The following is a 13,095-nucleotide window of genomic DNA, read 5'->3' as shown; positions in this document are numbered from 1 at the left end:
AATAAAGCGACTCAGTTAGAAAGTGTGTAAATATGGAATTTTCAAAGAAAACACGTGAATTATCAATTCAAAAAATGCAGGAACGTACCTTGGACCTCTTGATTATCGGTGGAGGAATTACAGGGGCTGGTGTAGCCTTGCAGGCAGCAGCTAGTGGTCTAGATACTGGTTTGATTGAAATGCAGGACTTCGCAGAAGGAACATCCAGTCGTTCAACAAAATTGGTTCACGGAGGACTACGTTACCTTAAGCAATTTGATGTAGAAGTAGTATCAGATACAGTTTCTGAACGTGCAGTGGTTCAACAAATCGCACCACACATTCCAAAACCGGACCCAATGCTCTTGCCAGTTTACGATGAAGATGGAGCAACCTTTAGCCTCTTCCGTCTTAAAGTAGCTATGGATTTGTACGACCTTTTGGCAGGAGTTAACAACACACCAGCTGCTAACAAGGTCTTGAGTAAGGAAGAAGTCTTGGAACGCCAGCCAAACTTGAAGAAAGAAGGTTTGGTAGGAGGTGGGGTTTACCTTGACTTCCGTAACAACGATGCACGTCTCGTGATTGAAAACATCAAACGTGCCAACCAAGACGGTGCCCTCATTGCCAACCACGTTAAAGCAGAAGGTTTCTTATTTGACGAAAGTGGCAAGATTACAGGTGTTGTAGCTCGTGATCTCTTGACAGACCAAGTCTTTGAAATCAAGGCCCGTCTGGTGATTAACACAACAGGTCCTTGGAGCGACAAGGTGCGCAATTTGTCTAATAAGGGAACACAATTCTCACAAATGCGTCCAACTAAGGGAGTTCACTTGGTAGTGGACTCAAGCAAGATCAAGGTTTCACAGCCAGTTTACTTTGATACAGGTTTGGGTGATGGCCGTATGGTCTTTGTTCTCCCACGTGAAAACAAGACTTACTTTGGTACAACTGATACAGACTACACAGGTGATTTGGAACATCCAAAAGTAACTCAGGAAGATGTAGATTACCTACTTGGCATTGTCAACAACCGCTTCCCAGAAGCCAACATCACCATTGATGATATCGAAAGTAGCTGGGCAGGTCTTCGTCCATTGATCGCAGGCAATAGCGCTTCTGACTACAATGGAGGAAATAACGGAACCATCAGTGATGAAAGCTTTAACAACTTGATTGCTACTGTTGAATCTTATCTCTCTAAAGAAAAAACGCGTGAAGATGTTGAGTCTGCTGTCAGCAAGCTTGAAAGCAGTACCTCTGAGAAACATTTGGACCCATCTGCAGTTTCACGTGGTTCGAGCTTGGACCGTGATGACAATGGTCTCTTGACTCTTGCTGGTGGTAAAATCACAGACTACCGTAAGATGGCTGAAGGAGCTATGGAGCGTGTGGTTGACATCCTCAAAGCAGAATTTGATCGCAGCTTTAAACTCATCAACTCTAAGACATATCCTGTTTCAGGTGGAGAATTGAACCCAGCAAATGTAGACTCAGAAATCGAAGCCTTTGCGCAACTTGGAGTGTCACGTGGTTTGGATAGCAAGGAAGCTCATTACCTAGCAAATCTTTACGGTTCAAATGCACCGAAGGTCTTTGCCCTTGCTCATAGTTTGGAACAAGCACCAGGACTCAGCTTGGCGGAAACCTTGTCCCTTCACTATGCAATGCGCAATGAGTTGGCACTTAGCCCAGTTGACTTCCTTCTTCGTCGTACCAACCATATGCTCTTTATGCGTGATAGCTTGGATAGCATCGTTGAGCCAGTTTTGGATGAAATGGGACGATTCTATGACTGGACAGAAGATGAGAAAGCAACTTACCGTGCGGATGTCGAAGCGGCTCTCGCTAACAATGATTTAGCAGAATTAAAAAATTAAGAAAAAATCAAAGAGGTGGAGGGCAGGCTTCCTTGTCGCCCGCCCCTTCTTTTTAATGGAGACAGAAAGATGATGAATGAATTATTTGGAGAATTTCTAGGGACTTTAATCCTAATTCTTCTAGGAAATGGTGTTGTTGCTGGTGTTGTTCTTCCAAAAACCAAGAGCAACAGCTCAGGTTGGATTGTGATTACGATGGGTTGGGGGATTGCAGTTGCAGTTGCAGTCTTTGTATCTGGAAAACTCAGTCCAGCTCATTTGAATCCAGCTGTGACAATTGGTGTGGCTTTAAAAGGTGACTTGCCTTGGGCATCAGTATTCCCTTATATCCTAGCCCAGTTCGCAGGGGCTATGCTCGGTCAGATTTTGGTTTGGTTGCAATTCAAACCTCACTATGAGGCAGAAGAAAATGCAGGAAATATCCTGGCAACCTTCAGTACTGGACCAGCCATCAAAGATACTGTATCAAACTTGATCAGCGAAATCCTTGGCACCTTTGTATTGGTATTGACAATCTTTGCTTTGGGACTTTATGACCTTCAAGCAGGAATCGGAACCTTTGCAGTGGGGACTTTGATTGTCGGTATCGGTCTATCACTAGGTGGGACAACAGGTTATGCCTTGAACCCTGCGCGTGACCTTGGACCTCGTATCATGCATAGCATTTTGCCAATTTCAAACAAGGGAGACGGAGACTGGTCTTATGCCTGGATTCCTGTTGTGGGACCTGTTATCGGAGCAGCCTTGGCCGTTCTCGTATTCTCACTTTTCTAATTTAGAAAATAGAGCTTGAGATGAGTATCTCAGGCTTTTTTCATTGAGTATAACTTCTTAGAGCTAGCCTCCAACGATAATAATTCCTTCAAAAAATAGGAAGAATAAAGGCACTAGCTTTTGCTTTCTCATGTAAAAAACCTCACTTTTGTTTTCTGCTATTTTATGCTAAAATATTAAAAATCAAATTTTAATTCCAAAGTTGGCAACTAAGATAGGAGAGCTATATGTCTAATTCATTTATCAAATTGTTAGTCTCTCAATTGTTTGCAAATTTAGCAGATATTTTCTTTAGAGTAACAATCATTGCTAACATATACATTATTTCAAAATCAGTAATTGCCACATCACTAGTTCCCATTTTAATAGGGATATCCTCTTTTGTTGCAAGTCTTTTAGTTCCTTTAGTTACTAAAAGGATAGCGCTAAATAGGGTTTTATCTTTATCCCAATTTGGAAAGACTATATTATTGGCGATACTGGTAGGAATGTTTACCGTAATGCAATCAGTAGCGCCTTTGGTGATCTATCTATTTGTTGTTGCAATTTCCATATTAGATGGTTTTGCAGCACCCGTTTCCTATGCTATTGTGCCGCGCTATGCGACCGATTTGGGCAAGGCTAACTCAGCCTTGTCAATGACTGGTGAAGCTGTTCAATTGGTAGGGTGGGGGTTGGGTGGACTCTTGTTTGCAACAATTGGTCTGTTGCCTACCACGTTTATCATTTTAATCTTGTATATCATTTCTAGCTTTCTGATGTTATTTCTGCCTAACGCTGAAGTGGAGGTACTAGAGTCAGAGACGAATCTTGAAATTTTGCTCAAAGGTTGGAAGTTAGTTGCTAGAGATCCTAGATTAAGACTTTTTGTATCAGCAAATTTATTTGAAATTTTCTCAAATACGATTTGGGTTTCGTCTATCATACTTGTCTTTGTAACTGAGTTATTAAATGAAACGGAAAGTTACTGGGGATATTCTAATACAGCATATTCTATCGGGATTATAATTAGTGGCTTAATTGCTTTTCGGCTATCTGAAAAGTTTCTTGCTGCTAAATGGGAAAGTATTCTTTTTCCTCTTGTAGCCATGGCAATAGTGACACTGACTATTCTATTTTTTCCAAATGCACAGATGTTTTTAGTATTTTCAGCTTTAGTTGGTATGTTATCGCAACTAAAAGAAGTTCCTGAAAGTGTATTTCTTCAGGAAACAGTAGAGGAAAATAACTTGGTTAATGTCTATTCCGTTCTTGAAGTGATTTCGACACTAGCATTTTCAGTATTTGTTTTGCTAATGAGCTATATTACTGAGAGTTTTGGTATTAGTATCAGTTTTTGGATATCGGCCATTTGTCTGGTGATAGAAGCTATTTTAATTTATATCAGACGAGATTATTTTAAATGAGAGACTAGTTAAAAAGTCTTTAAAAATCAGCAAATCGCATAGTATCAGGTGTTGAAAAAACTTGATATCGTGCGTTTTATTATGGGAAGATTTCCTTCATTTTCTCATAAAATGGAGTTTTGAAACAGTATCACTCTACTTGAAATATACATAGAAAAAGCGCATAACCCTTAAAATAAGCTGAAATCTAGTGAAAATGTACGGTAAACAATTGAAAAACTAGCCTATAAAGTGGTACAATGGTAGAAAAATACTATAGTAAGAGTCTATCTTATTTAGCAAAAATTACAGAAATGAATGGTTTTTCTTGATGAAACAGAGAAAAGAATTGTACCTCTTTCTTGGTCGAACAGCCTTGTATTTTCTTATCTTTCTAGGGCTGCTTTACTTCTTTAGCTATCTTGGTCAGGGTCAAGGAAGCTTTATCTATAATGAATTTTAACTTGAAGGAGAATTCCTATTGTGTCAAATAAACCAATAGTAGATATGATTGAAACCATTGAGCATTTTGCTCAGACACAGCCTAGCTATCCTGTTTACAATGTTTTGGGGCAGGAACACACTTATGGAGATTTAAAGGCTGATTCGGATAGTTTGGCTGCAGCCATTGATCAACTGGATTTGCCTGAGAAGTCTCCTGTGGTTGTTTTTGGTGGCCAAGAATATGAAATGTTGGCAACTTTTGTAGCGCTGACTAAGTCAGGTCATGCCTATATTCCTATTGACAGCCATTCGGCCTTGGAGCGAGTTTCAGCTATTTTAGAAGTAGCGGAGCCAAGTTTGATTATTGCCATTTCAGACTTCCCATTGGAGCAGGTTTCTACACCGATGATGACTCTAGCTCAGGTTCAAGAAGCCTTTGCTCAGGGGAATAACTATGAGATCACGCATCCAGTCAAGAGTGATGATAACTACTACATTATCTTTACTTCTGGTACGACTGGTAAGCCTAAAGGAGTGCAGATTTCCCATGATAACCTCCTCAGCTTTACCAACTGGATGATTACGGATAAGGAATTTGCGACGCCAAGTCGTCCGCAAATGTTGGCTCAGCCCCCTTATTCATTTGACCTGTCCGTCATGTACTGGGCGCCTACCTTGGCACTGGGTGGTACGCTCTTCGCTCTTCCTTCAGCTATTACTCAGGACTTTAAGCAACTCTTTGCGACCATCTTTTCATTGCCAATCGCTATCTGGACATCAACTCCTTCTTTTGCGGATATGGCCATGTTGTCAGAAGACTTTAATAGCGAGAAAATGCCTGGAATCACGCATTTCTACTTTGATGGGGAAGAATTGACGGTCAAAACGGCTCAAAAATTGCGCGAACGTTTCCCACATGCCCGTATTATCAATGCCTACGGTCCAACAGAAGCTACAGTAGCTCTATCAGCTGTTGCCGTGACAAACGAGATGCTAGCGACTCTCAAACGCCTCCCAATCGGCTATACCAAGGCTGATTCTCCAACCTTTATCATTGACGAGGACGGCAATAAATTGCCAAATGGCGAACAGGGAGAAATCATTGTTTCTGGACCAGCCGTTTCAAAAGGTTATATGAACAATCCTGAAAAAACGGCAGAAGCCTTCTTTGAGTTTGAAGGTCTACCAGCCTACCATACAGGAGATGTGGGAACTATGACAGATGAGGGCTTGCTTCTTTACGGTGGACGCATGGACTTCCAGATTAAGTTCAACGGTTACCGCATTGAGTTAGAAGATGTCTCTCAAAATCTCAATAAGTCTCGCTTTATCGAGTCTGCTGTCGCAGTACCGCGCTATAACAAGGACCACAAGGTACAAAATCTGTTAGCCTATGTCATCTTAAAAGACGGTGTTCGTGAGCAGTTTGAGCGAGATATTGATATTACCAAGGCTATCAAGGAAGATTTAACAGATATCATGATGTCCTACATGATGCCGTCTAAATTCCTTTATCGAGACAGTCTGCCACTGACTCCAAATGGAAAGATTGACATCAAAGGATTGATTAACGAGGTGAATAGCAGATGATGGAGTTCTTTCAACAGCTTCCTCATTTAGAGCCATATGGTAATCCTCAGTATTTTGTCTATGTGATTGCTGCAACCTTGCCCATCTTTATTGGCCTCTTTTTCAAGAAACGCTTTGCCTGGTATGAAGTGCTGGTTAGTCTCTTCTTTATCGTCACCATGTTGGTAGGTGGGAAGACTAATCAGTTGGCTGCCTTGGGTATTTACCTTTGCTGGGAAATATTGCTCGTACTCTTCTACAAGCATTATCGAAAAAGCAAGGATGGCAAGTGGGTCTTCTACCTAGTTAGTTTTCTGTCCCTCCTTCCGATTATCTTTGTCAAGGTGCAGCCGGCTATCAATGGAACGCAGTCTTTGCTTGGGTTTTTGGGAATTTCTTACCTGACCTTTCGTTCGGTTGGGATTATCATCGAGCTGAGAGATGGAGTGATTAAGGATTTTACCCTCTGGGAATTCCTCCGTTTTCTTCTCTTCATGCCGACCTTTTCAAGTGGCCCAATCGATCGCTTTAAGCGTTTTAATGAAAATTATCAGACCATTCCTGAGCGGGATGAGTTGCTGGATATGTTGGATGAATCTGTTCGCTATATCATGTGGGGCTTTTTGTATAAGTTTATCCTAGCTCATGTTTTAGGAGAGACTTTACTACCTCCTCTGAAGAATCTAGCCCTGCAGTCTGGTGGCTTCTTTAACCACTATGCCTTGGCAGTCATGTATACCTTTGGTCTGGAACTCTTCTTTGACTTTGCAGGTTATTCTATGTTTGCCTTAGCCATTTCAAATTTAATGGGAATCCGTAGTCCCATCAACTTTAACAAGCCCTTTTTATCAAGGGATTTAAAGGAATTTTGGAATCGTTGGCACATGAGTCTTTCTTTCTGGTTCCGTGACTTTGTCTTTATGCGAATGGTCATGGTATTGACCAGAAAGAAGATCTTTAAAAATCGCAATGTAACCTCAAGCGTGGCTTACATTGTAAATATGCTGATTATGGGATTTTGGCATGGTGTGACCTGGTACTACATCGCCTATGGACTCTTTCATGGGATTGGACTGGTTATCAATGACGCTTGGATTCGCAAGAAAAAAACGCTCAATAAGGAACGGAAAAAAGCAGGGAAGCCTGCTCTACCTGAGAATCGCTGGATTCAGTTGCTTGGCATGGTTGTCACCTTCCATGTCGTCATGCTGTCATTCTTGATCTTTTCTGGATTTTTGAATGATCTATGGTTTAAAAAATAAAGGAAATAAAATATGGATATCAAATCAGAAGTTATCGAAATTATTGATGAGTTGTTTATGGAAGATGTTTCTGAGATGATGGATGAAGATCTTTTTGATGCAGGTGTCTTGGATAGTATGGGAACGGTTGAGTTGATTGTGGAGATTGAAAACCGTTTTGACATTCGTGTCCCTGTAACAGAGTTTGGTCGCGACGACTGGAATACAGCCAATAAAATCATAGCTGGTATTGTGGAGCTACAAAATGCTTAAACGCTTATGGATGATCTTCGGACCGGTCTTGATAGCTGGTTTGTTGGTTTGTCTGCTTATCTTTTTCTATCCTGCTGAGATGCGCCATGATTTGGGAGCTGAGAAGCGTTCGGCGGTGGCTACTACTATCGATAGTTTTAAGGAGAGGAGTCAAAAGGTCAGAGCCTTATCTGATCCAAATATGCGTTTTGTTCCCTTCTTTGGCTCCAGTGAATGGCTTCGTTTTGACGGTGCCCATCCTGCGGTATTGGCTGAGAAATACAATCGCTCTTATCGCCCCTATCTTTTAGGACAGAGGGGAGCTGCTTCACTCAATCAGTATTTTGGGATGCAACAGATGCTGCCACAACTGGAGAATAAACAAGTTGTATATGTCATCTCGCCCCAGTGGTTTAGTAAAAATGGCTATGAGCCAGCAGCCTTCCAGCAGTATTTTAATGGGGATCAGTTGACGAGTTTTCTGGAACATCAATCTGGAGATCAGGCTAGTCAATATGCAGCGACCCGCTTACTACAGCAGTTTCCAAATGTAGCTATGAAGGACCTGGTTCAGAAGTTGGCAAGTAAAGAAGAATTGTCGACGGCAGACAATGAAATGATTGAATTATTGGCTCGTTTTAATGAACGTCAAGCTTCCTTTTTTGGTCAGTTTTCGGTTAGAGGCTATTTCAAATACGATAAGCATGTAGCTAAGTATTTAAAGACCTTGCCAGATCAGTTTTCTTATCAAGCTATAGAAGATGTTGTCAAAGCAGATGCAGAAAAGAATACTTCTAATAATGATCTGGGAATGGAGAATTATTTCTATAATACACAGATTAAGAAGGATTTGAATAAATTAAAGGATTCTCAGAAAAATTTTACCTATCTCAAGTCGCCAGAATATAATGACTTGCAGTTAGTGTTGACACAGTTTTCTAAATCCAAGGTAAACCCGATTTTTATCATTCCACCTGTTAATAAAAAATGGATGGACTATGCTGGTTTACGAGAGGATATGTACCAACAAACGGTGCAGAAGATTCGCTACCAGTTAGAAAGTCAAGGTTTTACCAATATAGCAGATTTTTCTAAGGACGGTGGGGAAGCTTTCTTTATGAAGGATACCATTCACCTTGGTTGGTTAGGTTGGTTGGCATTTGATAAGGCCGTTGATCCTTTCCTATCCAATCCCACACCAGCTCCGACTTATCATCTGAATGAGCGCTTTTTCAGTAAAGACTGGGCGACTTATGATGGAGATGTCAAGGAATTTCAATAGATCATAATATAGAAGAGTTCAAGGATGAAACTAGTTTTCACGTTTTTTCTTGACTCTTTTTTTGGTTGTGATATAATTAACCAGTAAATAATTTTTCAAAGAATAGTATTTTTCTCTTAAAATAAAGAGAAGTCCAAAAGGAAAGGAGTCAGATATGAGACAGCTAGCGAAGGATATCGATGCCTTTTTAAATGAGGTGATTTTGCAGGCGGAAAATCAGCATGAAATCCTAATAGGTCATTGTACTAGCGAGGTGGCCCTGACCAATACTCAGGAGCACATTCTCATGTTCTTGTCAGAGGAATCTTTAACAAATTCAGAGTTGGCCCGTCGCCTCAATGTCAGTCAGGCGGCAGTTACCAAGGCCATTAAGTCTTTGGTCAAGGAAGGAATGTTGGAAACATCTAAAGATCCTAAGGATGCGCGTGTGATTTTTTATCAGTTGACTGATTTGGCTCGTCCAATCGCTGAGGAGCACCATCATCACCATGAGCATACACTTTTAACCTATGAACAAGTGGCGACTCAGTTTACTCCAAATGAACAAAAAGTTATTCAGCGGTTTTTGACTGCTTTAGTAGGAGAAATCAAATAATGAGATATATTACGGTAGAGGATTTATCCTTCTATTATGATAAGGAGCCCGTTCTTGAACATATCAATTATAGTGTTGATAGTGGGGAATTTGTTACCTTGACGGGGGAGAATGGGGCAGCTAAGACGACACTGATCAAGGCTAGTCTTGGTATCCTCCAACCACGCATTGGCAAGGTGACTATTTCAAAGACAAATACACAGGGTAAGAAATTGAGAATAGCCTACCTTCCTCAACAGATTGCCAGTTTTAATGCGGGTTTTCCAAGTACGGTTTACGAATTTGTCAAGTCGGGTCGTTATCCACGAAAAGGCTGGTTCCGTCGCTTGAATGCTCATGATGAGGAGCATATCAAGGCTAGTCTGGATTCAGTTGGCATGTGGGAACACCGAGACAAACGCTTGGGGTCTCTTTCTGGAGGGCAAAAGCAGCGAGCGGTGATTGCGCGCATGTTTGCTTCGGATCCAGATGTGTTTATCCTAGATGAGCCGACAACGGGGATGGATGCAGGAAGTAAAAACGAATTTTACGAACTCATGCACCACAGCGCCCATCATCATGGTAAGGCTGTTTTGATGATTACCCATGACCCTGAAGAAGTTAAGGACTATGCGGATCGCAATATCCATCTAGTCCGTAACCAAGACTCGCCATGGCGTTGTTTCAATGTTCATGAGAATAATCAGGAGGTGGGCCATGCTTAGTTTGTTATCTTATGACTTTATGCAACGTGCCTTTCTGGCCGTTATTGCCATGAGTCTTTTCTCGCCAGTTCTTGGAACCTTCCTTATCTTGCGTCGTCAGAGTTTGATGAGTGATACCCTCAGCCACGTCTCGCTTTCAGGTGTAGCCTTTGGTCTGGTACTGGGGATTTCGCCAACTATTTCCACTATTGCTATTGTCTTGATTGCGGCAGTCTTCCTGGAGTATCTCCGTACGGTTTACAAGAGCTTTATGGAAATCGGGACAGCTATCCTCATGTCAACGGGTCTGGCTGTTTCTCTGATTGTCATGAGCAAGGGTAAAAGCTCTAGCTCAATGAGTTTGGACCAGTATCTTTTTGGTTCAATCGTGACTATCAGTGAAGAGCAGGTTATTTCCCTCTTTGTCATTGCGGCGATTGTTTTGATTTTGACCTTCCTCTTCCTTCGTCCGATGTACATTTTGACCTTTGATGAAGATACGGCCTTTGTGGATGGCTTGCCAGTTCGTACCATGTCCATTCTTTTTAACATGGTGACGGGGGTGGCCATTGCCCTTATGATTCCAGCTGCGGGAGCTCTTCTGGTATCGACCATTATGGTCTTGCCAGCCAGTATTGCCCTTCGTCTAGGGAAAAACTTTAAATCGGTTATGCTGCTTGCCAGTGCTATTGGATTTTTGGGAATGGTAGCAGGACTTTACATTTCCTACTATGCAGAAACACCTGCAAGTGCAAGTATTACCATTATTTTTGTAACTGTCTTTTTACTCATTAGTTTAGTAAGACGTTTTATCAAATAGGAGACTAACGTGAAAAAAATTAGCTTATTGCTAGTCAGTCTATGTGCCTTGTTTTTAGTGGCTTGTTCCAATCAAAAACAGGCAGATGGCAAACTAAATATCGTGACAACCTTTTACCCTGTCTATGAATTTACCAAGCAAGTCGCAGGAGATACTGCTAATGTAGAACTCCTAATCGGTGCTGGTACAGAACCCCATGAATATGAACCGTCTGCCAAGGCAGTTGCCAAAATCCAAGACGCAGACACTTTCGTTTATGAAAATGAAAACATGGAAACATGGGTACCTAAATTGCTAGATACCTTGGATAAGAAAAAGGTCAAAACCATCAAGGCGACAGGCGATATGTTGCTCTTGCCAGGTGGCGAGGAAGAAGAGGGAGACCATGACCATGGAGAAGAAGGACATCACCATGAGTACGATCCCCATGTTTGGTTGTCACCAGTTCGTGCCATTAAACTAGTAGAGCACATCCGTGACAGCTTATCAGCAGATTATCCAGATAAAAAAGAGACCTTTGAGAAGAATGCTGCTGCCTATATCGAAAAATTGCAAGCCTTGGATAAGGCTTATGCAGAAGGTTTGTCTCAAGCCAAACAAAAGAGCTTTGTGACTCAACACGCAGCCTTTAACTATCTTGCCTTGGACTATGGACTCAAACAAGTCGCAATCTCAGGTCTCTCTCCAGATGCAGAACCATCAGCTGCTCGTCTGGCAGAATTGACAGAGTACGTCAAGAAAAATAAAATTGCCTATATCTACTTTGAAGAAAATGCTTCACAAGCACTTGCTAACACACTTTCAAAAGAAGCAGGTGTCAAAACAGATGTCCTCAATCCTTTAGAAAGTCTGACAGAAGAGGATACCAAGGCTGGCGAAAACTACATCTCCGTTATGGAGAAAAACCTCAAGGCTCTGAAACAAACAACGGACCAAGAAGGCCCAGCAATTGAGCCTGAAAAGGCAGAGGATACTAAGACAGTCCAAAATGGTTACTTTGAAGATGCTGCTGTCAAGGACCGCACCTTGAGTGACTATGCAGGTAACTGGCAATCAGTTTATCCTTTCCTTGAAGATGGTACGTTTGATCAAGTCTTTGACTACAAGGCTAAGTTGACTGGTAAGATGACTCAGGCTGAGTACAAGGCCTACTATACAAAAGGCTATCAGACAGATGTGACTAAGATTAATATCACTGATAACACTATGGAATTTGTTCAAGGTGGACAAAGTAAGAAATTCACCTACAAGTATGTTGGTAAGAAAATCTTGACTTACAAGAAAGGCAATCGTGGCGTGCGCTTCCTCTTTGAAGCCACAGATGCAGACGCTGGACAGTTCAAGTATGTTCAGTTTAGTGACCACAATATCGCCCCAGTTAAGGCAGAACATTTCCATATCTTCTTTGGAGGCACAAGCCAAGAAGCCCTCTTTGAAGAAATGGATAACTGGCCAACCTACTACCCAGATAACCTATCTGGCCAAGAAATCGCTCAAGAAATGTTGGCGCATTGATGAGAAACCGACTAGTTCATAGGAGCTAGTCGGTTTTTGGGTACTAGATAGCTAGCTTCATTATAGACCTTTCAGAACTTTAAAAAATAAATAAAACTCTTGAAATATCGGGGTCTGTATGTTAGAATGATTTTCATGGATAAGGTTCATTAGAACATCAAAGCCCCTAACTATTGCAGTAGTTAAGGGCTTTTTTGACGTATCTTAGTGATTAAACGGGTGTTGATAGGCTAGTCACTCGGTCTATTTCTTACCATCTAGCCATTTGCAAATGAAATACAAGATAATTCCTGCGATGACATCCGCTATAATAGTAAGAGCGAGCTCTGGGATAAGGCTCATTAGCTTCACCTCCTCTCACGAACCGTAAGGAACGTAATCAGTAACCGATGACAAAAATAGTATACACATCAAATTTAGATCATCAACCTCACTTAATGCTTGGACTATTGGAGTGCGGTTCACTTTAATGATGTTTTTTGTGAGTTTTTTAAAGGGATTAACCGTTACTTGTTTCGTTTCTTTGTCCACGACTTGTAAAACTCAGATAGTATGTTGATAATCAACTGAGTTAGAGAGAACTAGCATGGTGCACCTAATTCCTTACCAGTTGTTTTAGCAAGAGATTAGACGACAATGTGACAATTCACCTCTAATTATTGACATTTCAGGAAAA

The 13,095-nt window shown here is 41.4% G+C and carries 12 protein-coding genes; all 12 read left to right on the top strand.

Features of this window, described 5'->3' with window-relative positions:
- The first annotated feature begins 32 nt into the window (after nt 1-32).
- Nucleotides 33-1,859 carry a type 1 glycerol-3-phosphate oxidase gene (glpO, locus tag STYK_RS09960; RefSeq protein ID WP_049546889.1) on the top strand — a complete coding sequence of 609 codons (1,827 nt, stop codon included), beginning with the start codon at nt 33-35 and terminating at the stop codon, nt 1,857-1,859.
- A 69-nt stretch (nt 1,860-1,928) separates the two neighbouring features.
- Entirely contained in the window at nt 1,929-2,633 is a 705-nt protein-coding gene (locus STYK_RS09955) for an MIP/aquaporin family protein (RefSeq protein ID WP_000980817.1), read from the top strand.
- Nucleotides 2,634-2,860: 227 nt separating this feature from the next.
- Nucleotides 2,861-4,039, top strand: coding sequence for a ryptide export MFS transporter (locus tag STYK_RS09950; protein WP_070528375.1), 1,179 nt, complete (start codon nt 2,861-2,863; stop codon nt 4,037-4,039).
- A 310-nt stretch (nt 4,040-4,349) separates the two neighbouring features.
- Nucleotides 4,350-4,481, top strand: a complete 132-nt coding sequence (locus STYK_RS09945) for a teichoic acid D-Ala incorporation-associated protein DltX (RefSeq protein ID WP_000813667.1) — start codon at nt 4,350-4,352, stop codon at nt 4,479-4,481.
- Between the two features lie 20 nt (nt 4,482-4,501).
- On the top strand, nt 4,502-6,052 hold the full coding sequence (gene dltA / locus STYK_RS09940) for a D-alanine--poly(phosphoribitol) ligase subunit DltA (RefSeq protein ID WP_261804986.1): 1,551 nt from the start codon (nt 4,502-4,504) through the stop codon (nt 6,050-6,052).
- Nucleotides 6,049-7,293: a D-alanyl-lipoteichoic acid biosynthesis protein DltB gene (dltB, locus tag STYK_RS09935; RefSeq protein ID WP_261804985.1), complete on the top strand. Its 1,245-nt coding sequence runs from the start codon at nt 6,049-6,051 to the stop codon at nt 7,291-7,293. The genes dltA and dltB overlap by 4 nt, the downstream gene beginning before the upstream one ends.
- 12 nt (nt 7,294-7,305) lie before the next feature.
- Nucleotides 7,306-7,545 carry a D-alanine--poly(phosphoribitol) ligase subunit DltC gene (gene dltC / locus STYK_RS09930; RefSeq protein ID WP_261804984.1) on the top strand — a complete coding sequence of 80 codons (240 nt, stop codon included), beginning with the start codon at nt 7,306-7,308 and terminating at the stop codon, nt 7,543-7,545.
- Nucleotides 7,538-8,806 (top strand): D-alanyl-lipoteichoic acid biosynthesis protein DltD, encoded by a 1,269-nt coding sequence (gene dltD, locus STYK_RS09925; RefSeq protein ID WP_261804983.1) that lies wholly within the window; start codon nt 7,538-7,540, stop codon nt 8,804-8,806. Before dltC ends, dltD begins: the two co-directional genes overlap by 8 nt.
- A 154-nt stretch (nt 8,807-8,960) precedes the next feature.
- Nucleotides 8,961-9,401 carry a zinc-dependent transcriptional regulator AdcR gene (gene adcR / locus STYK_RS09920; protein WP_261804982.1) on the top strand — a complete coding sequence of 147 codons (441 nt, stop codon included), beginning with the start codon at nt 8,961-8,963 and terminating at the stop codon, nt 9,399-9,401.
- Nucleotides 9,401-10,105, top strand: coding sequence for a metal ABC transporter ATP-binding protein (locus STYK_RS09915; protein ID WP_261804981.1), 705 nt, complete (start codon nt 9,401-9,403; stop codon nt 10,103-10,105). The genes adcR and STYK_RS09915 overlap by 1 nt, the downstream gene beginning before the upstream one ends.
- The gene (locus STYK_RS09910; protein WP_033685627.1) at nt 10,098-10,904 is read left to right on the top strand and encodes a metal ABC transporter permease; all 807 of its coding nucleotides are present in this window, start codon (nt 10,098-10,100) and stop codon (nt 10,902-10,904) included. The genes STYK_RS09915 and STYK_RS09910 overlap by 8 nt, the downstream gene beginning before the upstream one ends.
- Before the next feature lie 9 nt (nt 10,905-10,913).
- Entirely contained in the window at nt 10,914-12,419 is a 1,506-nt protein-coding gene (adcA, locus tag STYK_RS09905) for a zinc ABC transporter substrate-binding lipoprotein AdcA (protein ID WP_261804980.1), read from the top strand.
- Nucleotides 12,420-13,095: the final 676 nt, after the last annotated feature.

Source organism: Streptococcus toyakuensis (assembly GCF_024346585.1).
In the GTDB taxonomy this organism is placed as follows: Bacteria; Bacillota; Bacilli; order Lactobacillales; family Streptococcaceae; genus Streptococcus; species Streptococcus toyakuensis.
The sequence above is the reverse complement of the archived record's forward strand: the minus strand, read 5'-3'. Positions and strand labels throughout refer to the sequence as shown.